Origin of the sequence: Sinorhizobium chiapasense, assembly GCF_045277575.1 — a bacterium.
Lineage (GTDB): Bacteria > Pseudomonadota > Alphaproteobacteria > Rhizobiales > Rhizobiaceae > Ensifer > Ensifer chiapasense_A.
In genome coordinates this window covers 2,208,514-2,229,721 of the sequence record NZ_CP144205.1, presented here as the reverse complement: position 1 = coordinate 2,229,721, position 21,208 = coordinate 2,208,514, and the positions used below count along the sequence as shown (strand labels likewise).

The window sequence follows — 21,208 nt, the reverse complement described above, 5'->3', positions numbered from 1 at the left end:
TGGATACAGGTTTGCCCGCCGCGATCACCCGCAACCGGGCAATCGGCCGCCATGACTGCGGCCATGATCTCAAACGCCTTGCGCGATAGATCCCGTCTCCATGGTCCACGACAGGGCCGTGCGTCTCATCAGGCGCACAAAGGTTGCTGTATCACTTTGAACTGCTTCATGTTTCTCCCTGAAATCGAACAGGATTTGCGAAGCATGCAGCGGAGCATGCAGGGAAGTTCGCACATGAAAACGGAACACACCGCTGCCGGCACGCAGGACGTCGCCGGTCGTCTGAATTTCATGGCGCTCGATGATGCCGCCCGAACGAGCCTCAGGGCGCTGAAGCCGATCCTCGAGAAGGAGCTGAAGCCGGCGCTCGATAAGTTCTACGGCAAGGTGAAGACGACGCCCGAGACGAAGCGGTTCTTTGCGTCCGACGCCCATATCGATCGCGCCAAGGGCGCGCAGGTCGGGCACTGGGCGAACATCGCCGACGCCAATTTCAGCGAAGACTATAGCACCAAGGTGCGCACCATTGGCCAGGTGCATGCCCGCATCGGCTTGGAACCGCGCTGGTATATCGGCGGCTATGCGCTGATCGCCGAACACCTGATTACCGAGATCGTCAGGGCGCACTGGCCAAAGCGCGGCCTGTTCTCGCGCCAGACCACCTCGGCCGAAGAACTGGGCGCGATGCTGTCGAGCCTCGTCAAGGGCGTCTTCCTCGACATGGACCTGTCGATCTCCGTTTATATGGACGCGTCCGATGTGACCAAGCAGCGCGCCGTGCAGGAGAAAGTGCTGGCGGCCGAGCGCGCGCTGATCAGCAAGACTTTCGGCGCCGCCTTGAAGAAGATCGCCGATGGCGACCTCACCGCGCGCATAGGCGCCGATCTGCCGGCCGCCTATCAGGAGCTTGGCGAAAACTTCAACCACGCGATCGGCGAGCTTTCGCGCGCGATCGGCGGCATCGAGGCCGGCGCCAGCCAGATCCACACAAGCGCCAAGGAAATCGCGGCGGCCGCCGACGATCTTGCCAAGCGCACGGAACGCCAAGCCGCCAATCTCGAGGAGACGGCGGCAGCCGTCGAGCAGGTGACGCGCACGGTGAAGCAGACGGCCGAAGGCGCCGACCAGGCGAACTCGACCGTGATCGCAGCGCGTGCCAATGCCGAGCAGAGCGGCGAGATCGTCAGCCACGCGATCGAGGTGATGCAGGAGATCCAGACCTCGTCCGCCAGCATCGCCCGGATCGTCGACGTGATCGACGAGATTGCCTTCCAGACCAACCTCCTGGCGCTGAATGCCGGCATCGAGGCGGCGCGCGCCGGCGAAGCGGGCAGGGGCTTTGCCGTGGTCGCTTCCGAAGTGCGCGCGCTTGCCCAGCGCTGCGCCGAAGCGGCCAAGGACATCCAGGACCTGATCGCCAAGTCGCGCGGCCAGGTGGACGACGGCGTGAACTCGGTCAACCAGGTGGCCCAGTCGCTGCAGCAGATCGTGGCGCAGGTGGTGGAGGTCAGCTCCGTCTTCGGCGCGATCCGCGCCAGCACCGCCGAACAGGCAACGGGCCTGCAGGAGGTCAACACCGCCATCGCGCAGATGGACCAGATCACCCAGCAGAATGCTGCGATGGTCGAACAGGCCAATGCCGCGAGCCAGGCACTGACGGGCGAAGCCGAGCACATCGCCATGCGGCTCAAGGCGTTCCGCACGTCGGGGCATGTGCAGGTCAGCGCCGGCTCGGGTTATCGCGCGGCTGCGTGAGCGTGCATTCCGCATTGATAGATGACGCCTCGGGTTAGTGACGGCCCGGGGTGTTCTTGTTTGTCACACTGGACGGGTCGCGAGATTAAGGCATGTTGCGCAAAAGCGCGGTTTTGCGATAGCGACACGCGAAATATCAAAAGCCTGAAGCGCAAGGAGCGAATCTGAAAGATCGCGACCCGCCTTAGGCAGGAACGTAGGTGAGCCTCACCACATCCTCGTCAATCCGGTCATGACCTACAAGGCGGAGCCGTGGCCGGGGGCCGGCAAAGTAAGGGTTGCCGTGACCAAGCACGACGGGGTGCAGGTAGATCCGATACTCATCGATCAGGCCGAGTTCGGTGAGGCTTTGCGCCAGGACCGGGCCGGCAACTTCGATCTCACCGTCGCGCTCGGCCTTCAACGCGCGGATCGCGCCTTCGAGATCACCCTCGACGAGCCGGGCATTGGGGCCGACAGATGTCAACGAGCGCGAGACGACCCATTTCGGCTGCTTGCGCCATGCCGCTGCAAAGGCCTGTTCGTCCGCATCCCATTCGGGATGCTCGTCGTCCCAGTAGCGCATGATCTCATAAATACGGCGGCCATATAGGCTGCCGGCCTGGCGCTCAGCCTCCTCGATGAAGTGGCGGAAGAGCTTGGGACCTGGCGCAAACGCCGTATGGTCGACATAGCCGTCGAGCGACTGGTTCATTCCGAACACGAGCCTAGCCATGGCCACTTCCCTTTCTCGAATGGCACATTCGCGCGGACCTGATTGCGATATGCAATCAGTTCAGGTTAAGCCGACTGATCTCAAATCACAAGTGGTTTTTGGAGGCTTGGACATCGAGGGGGCCGCCTCCCGTAGGTCTTCAACGGCAGGAGAAGGCCCAGATTGCTATTGCGAATTGGCCGCGATCGGCCTTCTGCGTTTCGACACGGCCTTTTCCAGGTGATGATCGTACCAACCGTCGGGGAATGCGATGCTCCACATGTGGCGACGCAACGCCTCCACGTTGATGTCCCGATATCCAAGCTCTTCCAAGCGAAGCAGAAGCAGCATGTGGTCGATAATGACGATCAGCCGGGCGTGGCTGCCGACTTGCTGCAGTGCCGGGCGCATCGCGGCGTATGACTTGAAGCCGAACGAAGCGGCGATTGCTTCGTCCATGTGCGACGATTTGATCTGAGGGTAGCGATCCCGCAGCGACCCCTTCAGCGCGACGATGTTGGAAGGCGAAAACCTGACCTGAGGATTCAGCATGAGACGATCCAATGCTCTTGGCCGAAGTCTGCCGATTACGCTTCGACGTTGATGAACATGGTCGTCGAGTGGAATTCCGCGGCCCTTCAACCCGGCAGCAGGTTTGGACAGGCGCCCACGACGGAAGCTACACCCCGGGAATCCGATATTCAAGATTCAGTCTGAGACCGCACCAACGCGGCGCCCGGAACCGCTCAAAACCGCCGGTCGATGAAATGCTTGGCCTGGGCGCCGGCGTGGTAGAAGGCCGACTTTACGCCGCGCCAGGCGTCCGGGGTTACCGGCGTCTCGGCGAGCGGGATCGCCGAGGTCTCGCCGGTGACGTGATGGGCCAGTGCCCGGCCGAAGACCGTGCCAGGCGCGATGCCGCGGCCGTTGTAGCCGCTGACGGAGATGACGTTCGGGGCCAGCGTGTGCAGGGCCGGCAGGTTGTTGGTCGTCATGCCGATGCGGCCGTCCCACCAGTATTCGAAGCGGAAATCGCCGATATAGGGGAAGAGTTTGCGCACCGAGCGGGCAGCAAACGCGCGATGCGTGCCTTCGGCGATTGCGTCGAGCCGGCCGATCGAGCCGAAGATCAGCCGGTTCTGCTGGTCCATGCGGAACGAGGTCATGACGAGGCCGGTGTCCCAGGTGCCCTGGCGTTCCGGCAGGATGCGGGTGGCGACCGAATCGGGCAGCGGATTGGTGGCGAACTGGAAATAGGGCAGGATCGTCAGTTCCTGCGTATGCGCCTGCCATGGCGTCTCGGCGAAGAGGCCACCATAGGCGTTAGTGGCGAGGATCACGTGCTTGGCGCGCACGACCCCACTGCCGGTCTTCAGCACCCAGATGTCGCCCTGGCGTTCGGCGCCGGTGAGCGGCGTATCGGTATAGATCTCCGCGCCGGCGGCAAGGGCGGCGCGCGCGAGCCCGCGGGCGTAGGCGAGCGGCTGGATCGTGCCGGCGCGTCGATCGAGCAGGGCGCCGGCAAAACCTTCGGCGCCGGTCAGCGCATGCGCGCGCTCGGCCGAGAGCGCCTCGACCGGGGCGCCGCGCTTCCGCCATTGCGCTTCGCGATCCTTGATTTCCGTGACACCTTCGCTGCCGACCGCCATGTGCAGCGTGCCGTTGCGTACCGCCTCGCAGGCAATCCCGTGTTTTTCGACCAGTGCGTAAACCATCGACGGGCCGTCACCAAGCTCGGTGAGCAGCCGGTTGCCGGCGGCCGGACCGAGGGTCGAGATCAGGTCGTCGGGCTTTACCCACATGCCGGCGTTGACCAGGCCGACATTGCGGCCGGAGCCGCCGAAGCCGATCATCTTTGCCTCGACGACCGTGGCCTTCACGCCCTTTTCGGCGAGGTGCAGGGCTGCCGAGAGGCCAGTAAAGCCGCCGCCGATGATGGCGACATCGGTCGACACATCGCGGGCAAGCGGCTTCGTGTCGGGCGCGGCCGGTGCCGTCGCGTGCCAGAGGTTGGGCAGGGTGCGCTCCGTCGCCATCGCGGCAATCCTTCAAGTGCGGCCGGATGTCGGCCTATAGGTCGGGGTTTCTCGGTGATAGCCGATTGCGGGGAAAATTCTCATGACAATGTTTCATGAAGTCATGATGCAAGGCGGGGCATTGGCGGCATCGGAGCGTTGTGCTGTGGGGCGATGAAAAAACCGCAGCTGGGTCGTCGGCAGCTGCGGTCTTGTAAATGTATACGTCTGAAAAGTCTTTGCCGAAACCTGGTCTCGCCTCGGCGATACATCTTTAAAAACGCGCCTGTCGTGGATGGTCAATCAGGCAATCCCATCTTCTACGGCGTTTTGCCGAAGTCACTCACCCAATTGGGGGAAGAGAGCAAAAATGCTCTCGGCTGCGCCGCTTGGCCTATGGCGCCACGCGTCTTTTCAAGACGGGCAAAGGTCGCTGTAGCCCTTTGAACGGCTGCATGTTTTTGTCCTTCAGCCGGCTACGATTGAAGGAAACATGCCGTAGCCGAAGGCAAAGGCGTCAATCCACGAACTCGACGGTAACGCCGGGGCTGACCATCTTGGCGAGCTCGGTCGCGTCCCAGTTGGTCAGGCGCACGCAGCCATGGCTCTGGGTCTTGCCGATCTTCGAAGGATCGGGCGTGCCGTGGATGCCGTAGGTCGGCTTCGAGAGCGCGATCCAGACGGTGCCGACCGGGCCGTTCGGACCGGGCTGCAGCGTGAGGATCTTGTCGTTGTTGCCCTGCTGGAAGTTGATCTTCGGGTTGTAGGTGTAGCCCGGATCGAGGGCAATGCGCTCGACATTGACGGTGCCCGACGGCGATGGCGTGTCGGACGAGCCGATCGTTGCCGGATAGGCGGCGATAAGCTTGCCGGTGTCGTCATAGGCGAGCACCTGCTTGCGCGCCTTGTCGGCAAGGATGCGGGCGACTTTGCCGGTCTTGTTCGCACCCGGATTGATCACCTTGATGATCGTGCCCGGGATGGTGAAGTCGACACCGGGGTTCAATTCACGCAGGTAGGCCTCGTCCATGTGGAACTTCTCGCCGAGCATTTCCGTGGTCGAGGTGAAGGACATATGCGGCAGCATCGCCTTGTGCGCGTAATCCTCCGGGATCGACGCGACATAGGGGCCGGCGGCGTCGGCCGCGGTGATCGTATAGCTGGTGATCGGCATGCCGCCGTTCATGCGCAACCGCTCGAGAATGTCCTCGGTATTGTTGGGGTCGAGCGTTTCGCCGGTCGACTGCTGCCAGGCCTCGATCGCCTTGGTGACGTTCGAGCCCATCTTGCCGTCGATCACACCGGGCGAAAAGCCTTCGCGGTCGAGGAAGACCTGCAGCGCGGTGATCTCGGCGCGCGACTTGCTCTTGACCGCCATGGCCGGCGGCATCGACGGGCGCATGGTCTGGGTGTCGTTCGGATCGATCGCAGCCTCTTCGGTGCCGTCGATCAGGCCCGGCAGGCTGTTCGGCAGATCGTTGCCGTCGGTGGACGGCGGCACCACGTCGCGGTAGTCGGGGACGGAGCCGGTGACTTCGCCAGGCTCGGAATAGCCGTAGCCGCGCTCGGTGTCGCGGTTGCGCCGGTTCGAATAGATGTCGACGTCGCCCTCGCGGCGATAGCCGCCATAACCGCCTTGGCGGCCACGATTGGGCACCACGGTCGCGATCACGTTGCCCCAACCATCGATCAAGAGCGTGCGACCCCGGCTGTCGCGCATGGTCTGCACCTCGTCGTCGCGCGGCACGTAGTCGAGGATTTCGCCATCAGGCGTGACCAGCAAGACGTCGTCGCCATAGCGGTTCCTACCGCGATAGTCCTGCGCGAAAGCGGCCGTCAAATCCACGGCAAGAAAGCCGGCTGCAGCGAGAAGCGAGAGGCCGATGCGGGTCGCTGACGTCACGTGAGAACCTGTTTTCATTGAAGCGAATGTGGCGCGGTACATTTGGATTTCGACGTTAATGTGAAAAAAATGAATTCATTATGAACAAGCGGTTAAATTCTACAGAGCGGGATGAGGAAAAGTGTGTGCGGTTTTCCGCCCGCATCCCGCTCTAACTTATTAGAATCGATCACGTTCATGATCTTGGGTCGATCCGACCCGAGATCATCGTGATCTAGGCGGAGCAGACTTCGGCTTCAACCAAGGAAATGTGTCTCTCCTCAGCTATCATCTCTTTGTGATTGCAGTGATTCTGCGGCCGATTTGGGGAAGAGGACATGCTGAGAACGCTTGAAGAACCTGCGGACGGCCGAGAGAACCATGTGCTGTTCGACCGCCTCTCTGCGCTCGACATCGCTGCCTTCGTCGTCGATGGCGTCGACCTGTCGCCGGGCGCCGCGATCCCCTCGGATGGCGATGTCAGGATCGATCGGGCGCTCGCCGGTTTTCTCTTCACCTGCGGCCCCGAACATATCCGCCATCCCGAAGCGATCGAGGGTGGTGTGGAAGGCGCACGCTATCCGCTGCATGGGTCGCTTGCGGGAACGGCGGTCAGCCGAACGGAGATGGCAAGTGACGGCGCCGAGTGCACGGCGACGATTGAGGTGGCGCTCGCCGATGGCGGGCAAGCGCGGGTCGAGCGGCGGTGGCGGATCGATGCCGGGCGGAACGAGGTCGTGCTCGATGATCGCGTCGTCAACGTCGGGACCTCGGCCTTTCCGCCGATGATGATGTATCACGTCAATATCGCCGGTCGGTTGCTTGGACCGGGAGCCCGTATCGTCAGCGCTTCGCTGGAAGGCGGGGAGAGCGCCTGGCGCTTCGGCAATGGCGAGAGTGCGCATTTCTGCCTGCCGGCGGCAGTTGGTTCTGATGGCTGGTCGGACGCCACCCTTGCGGGCCTTGCCGGGCTCGGCGGGCGAAACCTCCAGGTGCGGTTCCGGACCGACACGCTGCCGTTTCTGCAGATGTGGCGCTGCCAGCGCGGCGGGGCGGACGTGATCAGCATCGAACCCGTGTCGCACCGCATCGCCAAGCGTCCGGAGCTTGCGGCGGCCGGAGAACTGATCCCGCTTCGGCCGGGTGAGGCACGCAGCTACGCGATCGCCTTCTCGGTCTTCTGACCTTTCGCGACCTTGGGCCTTTGAGGCGCGGCTTTTGAATTGACGCGGAGAAGTGCTGCGCCTACATCAGAGACCATCACATTTCCTGAGGAAGACGACCATGGACATCCGCCAGATCAACGACGAATACTCGGTCTCCGGCCAGATCACCGTCGAGGATCTCGACCAGATCAAGGCGCTCGGCTTCAAGTCCATCGTCTGCCACCGCCCGGATTTCGAAGCGCCGGATCAGCCGACCTTCGATTCGATTGCCGCACGTGCCGAAGAGCTCGGCATCGAAACCATGCACATTCCCGTCGGCCCGATGGGCGTGACGGCGGAGGCCGTGACGCGCATGGTCGATGCGCTCGACGAGTTCCAGCGGCCGATGCTCGGCTATTGCCGTTCGGGTGCCCGCTCGACGGCCGTCTACCAGCAGACCCAGCATATCCGCGGCTGAACCACGCGAACCCAGTTCTCGCGCTCGGCCGTTTCGTTCCATCGGACAATGGAGGACCGGCATGGCCGAAGCGCATCTCATTTCGCGCGAGCAATGGGCTGATGAGCCCGGCGTCTGGAGCGGCGAGTTCGAGGGCGGTGCCTATGGTGCGGGGCTCTCGGTGATCTTCTTTACCACCGACCAGATCGGCTTCGGGCCGAAGCTGCACCGCCATCCCTATCCGGAAACCTTCATCGTCCGCCTCGGCCGTGCCCGCTTCACCGTCGGTGACCGCACGATCGACGCCGAAGCCGGCGAGATCGTCGTGGCGCCGGCCAACGTGCCGCACAAGTTCGAGAATCTCGGGCCGGGCCGGCTGGAAACGACCGACCTGCACGCCGCCGGTGCGTTTTCGACCGAGTGGCTGGAAGAATAGGTTCGGTTCGCCGCTTGCGACCGCCGCAGTTCGCAGCGGTCGCAATCAGTTCCCAATCGATCAGCCGTTGCGGATATCCGTCAGCGTGCGTGTCGGCGTGATCGCTTCGGGGTCGAGCTTGATCTCGATGATCGACGGCTTGCCGCTGGCGCGCGCCCTGAGGAAGGCGGCGGCAAACTCTTCCGTCTTCTCGACCGTCTCACCGTGGCCGCCATAGGCGCGGGCGAGCGCCGCGAAATCCGGATTGGTGAGGTCGGTGGCGCTGACGCGGCCGGGATACTCGCGCTCCTGGTGCATGCGGATCGTGCCGTAGATGCCGTTGTTGACGACGACGGTGATGATCGGCAGGCGGTAGCGAACGGCGGTGGCGAATTCCTGGCCGTGCATCAGAAAGCAGCCGTCGCCAGCAAAGCAGATGACCTCGCGATCCGGATGGAGCTGCTTGGCGGCGACCGCGGCCGGCAGGCCATAACCCATCGAGCCGGAGGCAGGTGCTGCCTGCGTCGCATAGCGGCGGAAGCGGTGGAAGCGGTGCACCCAGGTGGCGTAGTTGCCGGCGCCGTTGGTGAAGATGGTATCCGCAGGCACGTTCGCCTCGATCCAGTTCATGATCGGGCCCATCTGCACAGCGCCCGGTCCGGTTTCCGGCGGGGTCGACCACTTGAGATAGGCGGCGTGCATGGCTTCCGTGCGGGCGGCCCAGGCGGGTTCGCCTGCGGGGGCAAGGCCGTCGAGCGCGGCGACGAAGTCGCGCGGGCTTGCGGCGATCGCCAGTTCCGGCCGGTAGACGCGGCCGAGCTCGGATGTGTCCGGATGCACATGCACCAGCGTCTGGCGCGGGTAGGGGCTATCCATCAGCGTGTAGCCGGACGACGGCATTTCCGAGAAGCGGCCGCCGAGAAGCAGCACCAGATCCGCTTCCTTGATCTCCTTGGCGAGCGCCGGGTTGATGCCGATACCGACATCGCCGGCATACATCGGATGCAGGTGATCGAAGAGCATCTGGCGGCGGAAGGAGCAGCCGACGGGCAGTTTCCACCGCTCGGCGAAGCGCTGGAACGCCGCGACGCTATCGGCGGTCCAGCGGGTGCCGCCGAGGATGGCGATCGGCCGCTTGGCGTTCTCGAGCATCTCGCCGAGCCGCTTTACCTGCGCCGCGCCCGGATGGCCTTCTACCGGCTGGTAGGGCTTGGCGGCGGGCGCTTCGGCGCTGCGGGTCAACATGTCCTCCGGCAGGGTCAGCACGACCGGGCCGGGACGGCCGGAGGTGGCAACAGTGAAGGCGCGGGTGACGAACTCCGGAATGCGGGCGGGATCGTCGATCTCGCCCACCCATTTGGCGACCTCGGTGAAGGCGCGGCGGTACTCGATCTCCTGGAACGCCTCGCGCTCGCGCGCTTCGCTCTGCACCTGGCCGATGAAGAGGATCATCGGAATCGAATCCTGCCTTGCGACATGCAGACCGGCGGACGCGTTGGTCGCGCCGGGGCCGCGGGTCACCATGCAGATGCCGGGCTCGCCCGTCAGCCGGCCCCAGGCATCCGCCATCATCGCGGCGCCGCCTTCCTGGCGGCAGACGAGCACGTCGATGTCGGTGTCGTAGAGCGCATCCAGCACCGCCAGGTAGCTTTCCCCCGGCACGCAGGCGATGCGCTTCACGCCATTGGCGACGAGGGCGTCGACGACGAGCTGTCCTCCAGTTTTCATGATCTTCCTCCCGATGGTCTTTCTTTGTTGTCAGATTGCTGGCGACACCGGAGCGACGCTCGTGTCCTTGTGCACGCGGCGCTCGCGCCAGATGATGTAGAGGCCGGAGCCGATGATAATGGCGATGCCGAGCCATTTCAGCGCGTCCGGCAGATCGCCGAAGACGAGCCAGCCGAAGATCGTGGCCGAGACGATCTCCAGATATTGCAGTGGTGCCAGCACCGAAGCGGGGGCCGCACGATAGGCGTAGACGCCGAGCACGCCCGAGATGGTGGCGGTGACGCCGACGCCGAGCAGGTAGGACCAAGTGTAGCCTTCCGGCCAGACCGGATCGAAGATGCTGGAGCCGGTGCCTTCGCCGAAATAGAGGAGCACGAGGCAGAGGAGGCCGCCCCAGATGCCGGCATGAAACTGCATCGACCAGGGGTCCTCGTTCTGCGCCACCATGCGGGTGACGAGCAGGAACACGGCGAGGGCGAAGGCGGCGACAACAGGCAAAAGCGCGATCGGCCCGACCTCCTGCATGCTCGGCTGGATGACGAGCAGCGCGCCGAAGAAGCCGACGCCGCAGGCGGTATAGCGCCGCCAGCCGATCGTTTCCTTCAGGAAGACGCTGCCGAGGATCGTCAGGATGACCGGCTCGACGAAGAAGATCGCAATCGCATCGGCCACCTCCATCACCTTCAGCGTGGTGATGAAGGAGAGCATCGTCACGACCAGGAGACCGCCGCGCAGCGCATGGAGCCCGGTCTTGCGCCAGGTGAGATCGAAGAGGCTGCCGCGGAAGAGCACGATCGGCAGGATGAAGACGGCCTGCAGCAGGAAGCGGACGGCGGTAATTTCGGCCGAGGGAACGGTGGTGATCGCCAGCTTCGCGAAAATATCGATCAGCGGCGACAGCAGCACCGAGATCACCATCAGCGTCAGCCCGAAGGAGATGCGATTGTGGTCCGCCGCGATTTTGGGAAAGGATATGTCGGTCATGGGATTTCCGGTCAGCGCTTGCCTGCAACGACGCTCAAGCACCAGGCGGCAAAGTCCGCGGTCGCCTGTTCCCGGCCTAGTTCGTTCAGGGTCTCGTGGCGCATGCCATCATAGACGGTAACGGTGACGTTGCTCAGGCCGGCCGCTTTCATCCTGGTGCCGAGCCAGCGCACGGCATTGCCCATCTCCGTGGACGGGTCGGCGCTGCCGCCGACGAGATGGATGGGCAGGTCCTTGCGGAGCCGTGCCAGCCGGTCGGGCCGGGCGCCACCGAAGGACAGCCGGAAGAGGTCAAGCCAGAGCGAGACGGTCGCATCGAAGCCGCAAAGCGGATCGGCTGCGTATTTCGCGACCTCGGCATCGTCGCGCGACAGCCAGTCGAGATCGGTCTTGCGATCCTTGATGGCGCCGCCCCACATGCCGAAGGTGAGTTTGGTCAGAAGCGGGCTCGGAACGTCGGAGCCCTTCAACGCTTTCTCGATCTTGAGGATCACCTGGCCGCCGCGGCCGGCAAGGCCGGGACGGAAATTGGAGTTCCAGACGGCGAGCGCATCATAGAGGCCGGGGTCGGTCTCGGCGGCGTTGAGCGCGATCAGCCCGCCCATGGAGTGGCCGAAAAGGATGACCGGCAGATCCGGATGTGCTGCGGTCGCCAGCGCCCGCACGGCCCGGATATCGGCGAACACCTTGTCGAGGCCTTCGCGGTTCGAGAACATGCCGAGCGGTGCGTCCGGCGCCCGCGTTCCGCCGTGGCCGCGATGGTCATGGGCATAGACATGGAAGCCGTGCGCGGCCATGGCTTCGGCAAAGCGGGCGTAGCGGCCGGAATGTTCGGCCAGGCCGTGGCTGACGAGCAGGATGCCGCGGGCATTGGCGGCCGCCGGGAAATGGCGCCAGCGCAAGGTGGCACCGGTCGGGCTCTGATGTGTCTTCACCTGCCCGAACACGATTTCCCCCGGCAACAACGACAGACCATTTCGATATCAAATCGATTTGCAAGGCAAAGGCAATCGCCGCTTGTTGCTCGTTGCGCATGAGGTCACAAGAGAATGTGTATTCATCGTAATTATGAGTTGCAATTTTCCCGTTTTGAGCGATATTCGTTCCCTGTTTGTTTCCGCAGGAGGATATCATGGTTAGTTTCTGCAAGGCGATATCGGGTCCGATCGCAGGACTGCTGGCAGCACTGCTTCTTGCGCCGGCTGCCTTTGCTGCCGGCGAGGAAATGTCGGATCAGGGGGCGTCCGAAGGCGCGGGCGCGCGCACGGAATATGTGCTGGCGGTGAGCTGGCAACCCGGCTTCTGCGAAACCCGGCCGCAGCGCAAGGAATGCGAAAGCCAGACGGCCGAGCGTTTCGACGCCACCAATCTCTCGCTGCATGGTCTTTGGCCGCTGCGCAAGAGCTATTGCGGGGTAGCGGCTGATGTGCGCACGAAGGATCGCAAGGGCAACTGGCTCGATCTGCCGAAGCTTGCCATGGCCGACGACACGGCGGCGCGGCTGCTCATCGCCATGCCCGGCGTGCAATCCGGGCTCGACCGGCACCAGTGGCTGAGGAGCGGCACCTGCCAGGGCGGCTCGGTCGACGATTATTTCTCGGCGCAGCTGCGCATGCTGGAGGAGCTCAATCGCTCGGCGGTCGGCGCGCTCTTCCGCCAGCGCATCGGCTCCGAGCTCGATGAGGCGACCATCAAGCAGGCCTTCGACCAGAGTTTTGGCGCCGGCGCCGGCGATCGGGTGCGCATGCGCTGTCAGACGGTTCAGGGGCGCAGCATCATCACCGGGCTGACGATCGGACTGACCGGCGACGTCTTGAAGGCTTCGAGCCTCGGACCGCTGATCCAGGCGGCTGGGCCGACCGAGTTCAAATGCGCCAAGGGCATCGCCGATACGGCCGGGCGAAGCTGACCCGCCTCGCAGGGCTATTTTCTCGATGGCAAGAGCGCTGCCGGGGCAGGACGGCCGCATGGGATAGGTTAAGGGGACAAGCCGGCGCGAATGCCTTTGATCATTGCCCCCTTCCTATAATTCGCCTACATAGCGGGCAAATTTCCTTTCCCTGCGGAGCATTCCCTTATGGCACGTCAGTTCATCTATCATATGGCCGGACTTAATAAGTCCTACGGCGCGAAGAAGGTTCTGGAGAACGTTCATCTGTCGTTCTACCCGGACGCCAAGATCGGTATCCTCGGCCCGAACGGCGCCGGTAAGTCGACGGTGCTCAGGATCATGGCCGGTCTCGACAAGGAATTCACCGGTGAGGCCTGGGTGGCCGAGGGCGCGACCGTTGGCTACCTGCCGCAGGAGCCGCAGCTCGATCCGACGAAGACGGTGCTTGAGAACGCCATGGAAGGCGTTGCCAAGAAGAAGGCGATCGTCGACCGCTACAACGAACTGATGATGAACTATTCCGACGAGACGGCGGAAGAGGGCGCCAAGCTCCAGGACATCATCGACAGCCAGAACCTCTGGGATCTCGAAAGCCAGGTGGAAATGGCCATGGAAGCGCTGCGCTGCCCGCCGGGTGACGCGGAAGTCACCAATCTCTCCGGCGGTGAAAAGCGCCGTGTGGCGCTCTGCAAGCTCCTGCTCTCGCAGCCGGACCTGCTGCTGCTCGACGAACCGACCAACCACCTCGACGCCGAGACGATCGCCTGGCTCGAAAAGCACCTGCGCGAATATCCGGGCGCCGTGCTGATGATCACCCACGACCGCTACTTCCTCGACAACGTCACCGGCTGGATCCTCGAGCTCGACCGCGGCCGCGGCATTCCCTATGAGGGCAACTACTCGGCCTATCTGCAGGCCAAGGCCAAGCGCATGGCCCAGGAAGGCCGCGAGGAGGCCACCCGCCAGAAGGCAATCAGCCGCGAGCAGGAGTGGATCGCATCGAGCCCGAAGGCGCGTCAGGCGAAGTCCAAGGCCCGTATCCGCGCCTATGACGAGCTGGTCAAGGCAGCCGCGGACCGTCGCCCGGGCGACGCCCAGATCATCATCCCGGTCGGCGAGCGCCTCGGCCAGGTGGTCATCGAGGCCGACAATATTTCCAAGGGTTACGACGATCAGCTGTTGATCGAAGGCCTCTCGTTCAAGCTGCCGCCGGGCGGCATCGTCGGCGTCATCGGCCCGAACGGCGCCGGCAAGTCGACGCTGTTCCGGATGATCACCGGTCAGGAAGAGCCGAACGAGGGTTCGTTCCGCATCGGCGACAGCGTGCAACTCGGCTATGTCGACCAGAGCCGCGACTCGCTCGACGGCAACAAGACCGTCTGGGAGGAAATCTCCGGCGGCAACGACATCATCAAGCTCGGCAAGCACGAGGTCAACTCGCGCGCCTATTGCTCGTCCTTCAACTTCAAGGGCGGCGATCAGCAGCAGAAGGTCGGCACGCTGTCCGGCGGTCAGCGCAACCGCGTTCACCTCGCCAAGATGCTGAAGTCCGGCGGCAACGTCATCCTGCTCGACGAACCGACCAACGACCTCGACACCGAAACGCTGGCAGCGCTTGAAGATGCACTGGAAAACTTCGCCGGCTGCGCGGTCATCATCAGCCACGACCGCATGTTCCTCGACCGCCTGGCGACGCACATCCTCGCCTTCGAAGGCGACAGCCATGTCGAGTGGTTCGAAGGCAACTTCGAAGACTACGAGAAGGACAAGATCCGCCGCCTCGGCCCGGACTCGGTCAACCCGAAGCGGGTCACCTACAAGCGCCTGACGCGCTGATCAAAGCCAAGGCGCCGCCTCGTTTGCGGCGCCCGGTGCCTTTGCGGCCGCAAACACGGGTATTGGAAGTCCATTGTCATGGAAACGGGCGTAGCGCAGGCTCCGCCCGTTTTCCTTTGCAGGCCTGTCCCACCGACGCCATTGTTTGGCCTTTCCACGCAAATCCGCTTGCGCCGATCCCGCAAATCACATAAACATATCTTTATGTGTTGATGGGGAACGCGATGGCTGTTCAGAAAGAGCTGGGTCTGGATGCGCTGGTAGACGTGCTGAAGGCGGCGGGAGAGCCGACCCGCATGCGTCTCGTCGCTTTGCTCGCCGCCGGCGATCTCACCGTCACCGATCTTACCGAAATTCTCGGGCAGTCGCAGCCGCGCATTTCGCGGCACCTGAAGCTGCTTGCCGAGGTCGAACTCGTCGATCGTTATCAGGAAGGCGCCTGGGCCTATTTCCGCCTCAGGCAGGATGGCGCCCGCGTCGCGCTGGTGCGGGCGATGCTGGCGTCGGCGTCCGCCGACGACGCGGTGCTTTCGCGCGACGCGGCGCGGCTGGCGACGCTCAAGAAGGCGAGGGCCGAGAAGGCGCAGGCCTATTTCAGCCGCAATGCCGCCGGCTGGGACGAGCTTCGCCGCCTGCATGTCAGCGAGCGCGACGTCGAAGCGAAGCTGCGCGAGATGGTCGGCGACGAGCCGGTCGAAAGCCTGCTCGACCTCGGTACCGGCACCGGACGCATCCTGCAGCTCTTCGAAGGGCTCTATCGCCGCGGTGTCGGCGTCGATGCCAGCCGCGACATGCTCGCCGTGGCGCGCTCCAATCTCGACCGCGCCGGCATCACCAAGGCGTCGATCCGGCACGGTGACATCTTCAATCTCCCGCTCGACGGCCACGCCTTCGACCTCGTCACCATTCACCAGGTGCTGCATTTCCTTGACGAGCCGGAGGCGGCGATCGCGGAAGCCGCGCGCATGCTGATGCCGGGCGGTCGCCTCGTCATCATCGACTTTGCGCCGCACGGGCTCGAGCATCTGCGCGACGAGCACGCGCATGCGCGCCTTGGCTTCTCGCACCAGGTGATCGCCGATTGGCTCGCCAAGGCCGGCCTCGTGCTCGAAAAGACCACGGACCTTTCGCCGGAAGCGGCGGAGGAGGAAAAGCTGACGGTGACGATCTGGCTGGCGCGCGATCGGCGGGCCGTGAATGAGAATGAAACGCCGCGGCCGCGCGTTCATGCAGGGGGAGTTTGAGAATGACGGCACAGACGCTTTATCCGGCCGAGCGCGGCAATCTGAGGCTTTCCTTCGAATACTTCCCCCCCAAGACCGACGAAATGGAAGCGCAGCTCTTCCAGACGGCGGAAGATCTTTCCGTCTTCGGTCCCGCATTCGTGACGGTGACCTATGGCGCCGGCGGCTCGACCAAGGCACGCTCGCTGACGACCGTGCGGCGGATGATCGAGGAGATGGGTTTTGCCAATACGGCCGCGCATCTGACCTGCGTCGGCGCGCCGAAGGCGGAAGTCGATGCCGTCATCGACGAATATATCGACTATGGCGTCCGCCATTTCGTGGCATTGCGCGGCGATCCGCAGGGCGGCATCGGCAGCACCTATCAGCCGCATCCGGATGGCTATGCCAGCAGCACCGATCTGGTGCGGGCGATCCGCGCGCGCGGCGACGATATCGAGATTTCCGTATCCTCCTATCCGGAGAAGCACCCGGAGAGCCCTGACGTGGCCGCCGACATCGATATGCTGAAGCGCAAGGTCGATGCGGGAGCCAACCGGGCGCTGACCCAGTTCTTTTTCGACAATGACGATTTCGAGCGTTATCTCGAACGGGTGCGCCGCGCCGGCGTCAACATCCCGATCGTGCCGGGCATCCTGCCGATCAACAACCTGGCGCAGGTGCAGAAATTTGCCGGCCTCTGCGGTGCGAGCGTGCCGGAGGCGATCGTCACCCGGCTCGTGCACCTGGAAGACCAGCCGGCCGAACGCTTCAAGGAGGCGACCCACATCGCCGCCGAGCAGATCGTCGATCTCGCCCGGCGCGGCGTGCGCGATTTCCATCTCTATACGATGAACCGCTCGCCGCTGGTGACCGCCGTCTGCGATCTCGTGGGCTTCGAGCGGGGCTCAGCGGAGCCGAGCGTGGTGCTCCCCGGTCAGCGGCTCCAGGTGGCGGCCGGAGCGGCTGCCTGAATGGTGAGGTTGGGGCGCGCAGCGCTCAGCGCCTAACCGACGCGCAAAGGTTGCCGTAGCGCTTAAAGCGCGTCGCGATCTTTCAGATTCGCTCCTTGCGCTTTAAGTTTTTGATATTTCGCATATCGTTATCGCAAAACCGCTGCGCACTTTTGCGCGACATGCCTTGATCCGCCGCACGCCTCTTCAGCCAGGCGATACCCGAAAAAAGAGAAAGCGCATGAAGGCCGACCTTCATGCGCTTTCTCTTTTTTATCGCAGCGATCAGACCCTGTGCTCTCTTGGCGGTCTAGCTTGCTTGGTGCTGCAAATTGGGTTTCCGGAAATTTAAGTCCCTATTCGGTTTGGACTGTCAGCGGCCGCTCATCAGATGAAGAGCATCGTGGCCACGAATACGAACGCTGCACTTATCATGAGGACATTCAGCGAATGTGTAAGGCCCATGGAAGACCCTCCCTGCGTTGACGCGTTAAAACATAGGGCGAAATCACGATGTGTTAAAGCGAAACTTGTGCTGCAGTGCGAAATCCGTGAGGGGGAGTATGCTTGTTCACAGGGCTATAATATTGAGATATTTATCTTTTTCAGGTTGCCACAATTTTTTCACAATCGCTTCAGCAAGGTTAATATAAACGTTTGTAATCGTGCGTGAGCGCTTCGGAAGAGGACGAGTTGGCCGGTTCGATTCCTCGTTCAGGCGGCCTGTCTGAGCCGTAGAATGCGGCCGTCGAGCACTGCGAGGCCGAAAGCGATCAGCGCCATGCCGGCGATGTCGGCTGCCTGTAGCGTTTCCCCGAGGAAGAGATAGCCGAGCAGGATCGCGCTTGGCGGCACCAGCAGAGTGACGAGGGAGGCATTGGTGGCGCCGGCTTCCGCCATGATCCGGAAAAAGAGGATATATCCATAGGCGGTCGAGACGAGCGCGAGGCCGAGGATGGCAAGCGTCGCTGCCATTGGCGGCATCGGCAAGGTCCAGGGCGCATCGGTGAAGGCGGCAACGGGCAGCATCATCAGCGTCGAAGCGGTGAGCTGGCCGGCGGCGGTCACCGGCGGAGCAAGATTTCGAAAGCGCTTTCCATAGGTCGCTGCGAAGCCATAGCTGACGGCGGCCAGCACCGGCAGGACGAGCGCCCAGAGCGGAATGCCGCTCGTCGTGCCGAACAGGCCCGCAAGCGCGCTCGGCCCGATCAGCACCACGGTACCGGCAAGGCCGAGCAGGCAGCCGGAGATCTTGGCGGAGCTCAGCTTCTCGTCCTCGGTCGCCATGTTGGCGATGATGACGGTCCAGACCGGAGTCGTGGCGTTGAGGATCGCCGCCAGCCCGGCGCCGATCTGTGTCTGGCCGAGGAAGATGAAGGCGTGCGGAATGGCGTTGTTGATCAGTCCCATCAGCGCGAACTCGCGCCAGCGTCCGGAAAGTGCCTGATACATGCCGAAGCGGCCGCGGATATAGAGATGCAGGGCAAGTGCCGCGAGGCCCAGGCGCAGCACCACCAGCGTGAATGGCGGCACATGGGCAACGGCCACGCGCGCGAAGAAGAAGGACCCGCCCCAGATGAGACCGAGCAGGGCGAGCAGCGCCCAGGTTCTGATGCTCATCTGATGGCCGTCGACTGTGGTTCGCGCATTCATGGTGATTGCCCTGCCCGTGCTGATTGCCTCGCCTGTCAGCTTCGTCCAGGCGGGAGAATGGCGATCGCTGCGCAAGGGTTGCGCCCGACATTCCCGGACCGGTTGTGCTCTGACGACTGTTTCATAGCCCGGCGTCGTCGCGCGGACCACCCGGTTCTTGCGGTACTGGTGGAAAGGGTCGCTCAGGCCGTCGTGGCGCTCGGCTGCGGATAAAAGAAACCCCGGAGATCGGTTCCGATCCCCGGGGTGATAGATCTTCATGCGCCACGTCCGTGGCCCGCGGTTCGCTCAGAGCGCGTTCAGGAGTTCCAGCGTCGCCCAGCCGTCGGCCGGGCGACCGAGGCGGAGCTGCTCCTTCTGGAGCGCGGCGCGGGTGCCGGAGCCGAGGATGCCGTCGACCTTGCCGACGTCATGGCCGAGCGTCTGCAGCTTGGTCTGCAGCGCCTTCATGCCGACATCGTCGAGGCCGGGCTCCGGGTTGCCGCTTTCATAGGTCGGCGCGCCGGCGAGGCGGGTTGCGAAATAGGCGGCCGAGGTCGTGTAGATGAACGACTGGTTCCACTCGAGATAGATATTGAAGTTCGGGTAGGTGAGGAAGGCCACGCCCTTGCGGCCCTGCGGCAGCACCAGCGAGGCTTCGAGGTTACCGTTGGCGGTGTTGCCGTCGCGCGGGCTGACGCCGAGCGCGAACCAGTCGGAAGCTTTCATGCCCGGCTGCAGGCCGGTCTTTTCCCAGGGAAGGTTTTCGGGAACGGTCACTTCCTGGATCCAGGGCTGGCCGGCCTTGAAGCCGAGGCTCTGGATGAACTTGGCCGCGGTCAGGATCGCGTCCGGCGAGCTCTTCTTGAGGTTGACGTGACCGTCGCCGTCGCCATCGACGCCATAGGCGATGATGTCTTCCGGCAGCATCTGCACCTGACCGATCTCGCCGGCCCAGGCGCCGGTGGTCGTTGCCGGATCGAGGTCGCCGTGCTGAACCATCTGGATCGCCGCGATCAGTTGCGGCCGGAACATTTCCGGGCGGCGGCAATCGTGCGAGAGCGTTACCAGCGCATTGCGGGTGTTGAAGTCGCCCTGAACGGCGCCGAAGTCGGTTTCCATCGCCCAGAAGGCGGTGATGACGGGGGCCGGCACGCCGAATTCCTGCTCGGCCCGGGCAAAGACGTCGGCATATTCCTTCATCTTCTGGTGGCCGAGATCGAGGCGCGACTTGCTGACGGTTCGCTTCGAGAATTCGGTGAAGGTCTGCTTGAAGACGCCCTGGGTGCGGTCACGGCTCAGGACCTTCTGGTCGATCGCGGCGCCGGCGAGCGCACGATCGGCGACATCGGCCGGAACGCCCTTGGCGACGGCTTCGGCCTTCACGCCCTCAAGGAATGCGCCGAGATCGCCACCGCAGGCCACAGCCGGAGCGGCCGTCTGCGTGCCCGTCTGGGCCGCGGTCTGGGCGAAGGCGGTGGAGGCGGTGAGGGCCAGGAGGGCGACGGAGGCCAGGGCGTTCCGGGCTATGCGGTTCATCATAATTCCTTTCTGTGGCCGCGGGGTGAGGGAGGCACCACCACGGGCAGCAATTTGCTGTTTAAAGTGCTACAGCGACCTTTGCGCGTCTCCGGAGACGCGCGGGGCTGCAAATCTGCAGTTGCTCTTTCAGAGCATTATGACCGAATGAAGAAAATGGGGTTCCTTGCTGCGCCCGGCGGCAAGAATGCCGACCTTACTTCGGCTCTGAGACCGCTGCGACCCAGTTCTTCCAGTTTTTCGCCGAGCCGGCGAACACGTTGATATCCGTGGCGCCGTCGATGCCGGGGATCACGCCGGTGCTGGTATACTGCCAGAACGCCCAGCGGCGCTCGACATAGACTTCACCCGGATGCTTCGCGACCGAGCGGACCCAGAAGTGGTGTTCCTTGAACTGGTCGACGAGATTGTCCCGGTGGAAATCGACCGAGGTGTAGATGATCGGCCGCTTGCCGTAATGGGCTTCGAGGCGATCCATGAAGCGCTTCATTTCGACGCGCACTTCGTCCGGCGTCGGGCGGTGGCGGCAGGTCTTCGATTCGCCGTTCCACTCGACGTCGAGCACCGGCGGCAGATAGACCGCGCTCTTCGGCACGTTGGCGATGAACCAGTCGGCCTGTTCGTCGGCGGTCGAGCAGAAATAATAGAAGTGATAGGGCGCATAGGGGATGCCGGTGGCACGCGCCTTTTGCCAGTATTCGTTGAAGCGGGTATCGACCCGGTCCTTGCCTTCCGTCGCCTTGATGAAGGCGAAGGAGACGCCTGAGTTCTTGACCTTCATCCAGTCGATATCGCCGTTCCACTTCGAGATGTCGATGCCGTGGATATTGTGGTTCTGCGGGGTGCGATCACCGAAATCCTGCGGATCGGTGTCCTGGAACCGTGGCGGAATCGATGCCGTCTTGATCAGGTCGTAATCGGTCGACGAACAGGCGGAAAGGAGGGTGGCAATGGGCAGTAGAGCCAGGAGAAGCCGGCGCATGAGGTACCTGTCTAGAGACGATCGACGATCCTGCCTCACACGATGGCTTTCATATCGGTGATTTCCCCCGCGAGGCG

The 21,208-nt window shown here is 63.5% G+C and carries 19 protein-coding genes; 8 read left to right on the top strand and 11 right to left on the bottom strand.

The genetic code is table 11. The features are described from left to right. Positions 1-234 precede the first annotated feature (234 nt). Positions 235-1,755: a methyl-accepting chemotaxis protein gene (locus tag QM996_RS10860; protein WP_500267482.1), complete on the top strand. Its 1,521-nt coding sequence runs from the start codon at positions 235-237 to the stop codon at positions 1,753-1,755. A gap of 184 nt (positions 1,756-1,939) precedes the next feature. Here QM996_RS10860 and QM996_RS10855 read toward each other — a convergent pair whose 3' ends face one another. The 4 genes from QM996_RS10855 to QM996_RS10840 form a co-directional block, all read right to left on the bottom strand. Continuing rightward, complete coding sequence (locus QM996_RS10855) at positions 1,940-2,470, bottom strand: dihydrofolate reductase family protein (RefSeq protein ID WP_500267481.1); 531 nt, start codon at positions 2,468-2,470, stop codon at positions 1,940-1,942. Between the two features lie 165 nt (positions 2,471-2,635). Beyond that, entirely contained in the window at positions 2,636-3,001 is a 366-nt protein-coding gene (locus QM996_RS10850) for a hypothetical protein (RefSeq protein WP_500267480.1), read from the bottom strand. A gap of 194 nt (positions 3,002-3,195) precedes the next feature. After that, entirely contained in the window at positions 3,196-4,485 is a 1,290-nt protein-coding gene (locus tag QM996_RS10845; RefSeq protein ID WP_500267479.1) for an NAD(P)/FAD-dependent oxidoreductase, read from the bottom strand. Positions 4,486-4,981: 496 nt separating this feature from the next. Further along, positions 4,982-6,409 carry a L,D-transpeptidase family protein gene (locus tag QM996_RS10840; RefSeq protein WP_500267478.1) on the bottom strand — a complete coding sequence of 476 codons (1,428 nt, stop codon included), beginning with the start codon at positions 6,407-6,409 and terminating at the stop codon, positions 4,982-4,984. Between the two features lie 275 nt (positions 6,410-6,684). Between QM996_RS10840 and QM996_RS10835 the strand changes: the two genes are divergently transcribed. The 3 genes from QM996_RS10835 to QM996_RS10825 all read left to right on the top strand — a co-directional run bounded on the left by QM996_RS10835 (position 6,685) and on the right by QM996_RS10825 (position 8,384). Continuing rightward, positions 6,685-7,530: an aldose epimerase family protein gene (locus QM996_RS10835; RefSeq protein ID WP_500267477.1), complete on the top strand. Its 846-nt coding sequence runs from the start codon at positions 6,685-6,687 to the stop codon at positions 7,528-7,530. 100 nt (positions 7,531-7,630) lie between these two features. Beyond that, positions 7,631-7,969, top strand: coding sequence for a protein tyrosine phosphatase family protein (locus tag QM996_RS10830; RefSeq protein WP_173517222.1), 339 nt, complete (start codon positions 7,631-7,633; stop codon positions 7,967-7,969). Between the two features lie 61 nt (positions 7,970-8,030). Beyond that, on the top strand, positions 8,031-8,384 hold the full coding sequence (locus tag QM996_RS10825) for a cupin domain-containing protein (protein WP_500267476.1): 354 nt from the start codon (positions 8,031-8,033) through the stop codon (positions 8,382-8,384). Between the two features lie 60 nt (positions 8,385-8,444). On the opposite strand, the gene QM996_RS10820 is transcribed toward QM996_RS10825, so the two are convergent. The 3 genes from QM996_RS10820 to QM996_RS10810 are packed head-to-tail and all read right to left on the bottom strand — an operon-like array spanning position 8,445 to position 12,022. Next, positions 8,445-10,091: a thiamine pyrophosphate-binding protein gene (locus QM996_RS10820; RefSeq protein WP_500267475.1), complete on the bottom strand. Its 1,647-nt coding sequence runs from the start codon at positions 10,089-10,091 to the stop codon at positions 8,445-8,447. A 30-nt stretch (positions 10,092-10,121) separates the two neighbouring features. Next, positions 10,122-11,075, bottom strand: a complete 954-nt coding sequence (locus QM996_RS10815) for a DMT family transporter (protein WP_500267474.1) — start codon at positions 11,073-11,075, stop codon at positions 10,122-10,124. Between the two features lie 11 nt (positions 11,076-11,086). Beyond that, a complete protein-coding gene (locus tag QM996_RS10810; RefSeq protein WP_500267473.1) occupies positions 11,087-12,022 on the bottom strand; it encodes an alpha/beta fold hydrolase domain-containing protein in 936 nt (311 codons plus the stop codon). A 185-nt stretch (positions 12,023-12,207) separates the two neighbouring features. Here QM996_RS10810 and QM996_RS10805 point away from each other — a divergent pair, with 185 nt between their 5' ends. From QM996_RS10805 to metF, 4 genes are all read left to right on the top strand, one after another. Further along, positions 12,208-12,984: a ribonuclease T2 gene (locus QM996_RS10805; RefSeq protein WP_500267472.1), complete on the top strand. Its 777-nt coding sequence runs from the start codon at positions 12,208-12,210 to the stop codon at positions 12,982-12,984. Positions 12,985-13,152: 168 nt separating this feature from the next. Then, the gene (ettA, locus tag QM996_RS10800) at positions 13,153-14,802 is read left to right on the top strand and encodes an ABC transporter ATP-binding protein (protein WP_500267471.1); all 1,650 of its coding nucleotides are present in this window, start codon (positions 13,153-13,155) and stop codon (positions 14,800-14,802) included. Positions 14,803-15,026: 224 nt separating this feature from the next. Beyond that, positions 15,027-16,046, top strand: a complete 1,020-nt coding sequence (locus QM996_RS10795; protein WP_247958397.1) for an ArsR/SmtB family transcription factor — start codon at positions 15,027-15,029, stop codon at positions 16,044-16,046. Between the two features lie 2 nt (positions 16,047-16,048). Beyond that, positions 16,049-16,999, top strand: a complete 951-nt coding sequence (gene metF / locus QM996_RS10790) for a methylenetetrahydrofolate reductase (RefSeq protein ID WP_500267470.1) — start codon at positions 16,049-16,051, stop codon at positions 16,997-16,999. 82 nt (positions 17,000-17,081) lie between these two features. Here metF and QM996_RS10785 read toward each other — a convergent pair whose 3' ends face one another. From QM996_RS10785 to QM996_RS10770, 4 genes are all read right to left on the bottom strand, one after another. Continuing rightward, positions 17,082-17,237 carry a hypothetical protein gene (locus QM996_RS10785; RefSeq protein WP_500267469.1) on the bottom strand — a complete coding sequence of 52 codons (156 nt, stop codon included), beginning with the start codon at positions 17,235-17,237 and terminating at the stop codon, positions 17,082-17,084. A 455-nt stretch (positions 17,238-17,692) separates the two neighbouring features. Continuing rightward, positions 17,693-18,631 (bottom strand): DMT family transporter, encoded by a 939-nt coding sequence (locus QM996_RS10780; protein WP_500270290.1) that lies wholly within the window; start codon positions 18,629-18,631, stop codon positions 17,693-17,695. A gap of 288 nt (positions 18,632-18,919) precedes the next feature. Continuing rightward, positions 18,920-20,149 carry a lytic murein transglycosylase gene (locus tag QM996_RS10775; protein WP_500270289.1) on the bottom strand — a complete coding sequence of 410 codons (1,230 nt, stop codon included), beginning with the start codon at positions 20,147-20,149 and terminating at the stop codon, positions 18,920-18,922. Positions 20,150-20,345: 196 nt separating this feature from the next. After that, positions 20,346-21,131 carry a glycoside hydrolase family 25 protein gene (locus QM996_RS10770; RefSeq protein WP_500267468.1) on the bottom strand — a complete coding sequence of 262 codons (786 nt, stop codon included), beginning with the start codon at positions 21,129-21,131 and terminating at the stop codon, positions 20,346-20,348. Positions 21,132-21,208: the final 77 nt, after the last annotated feature.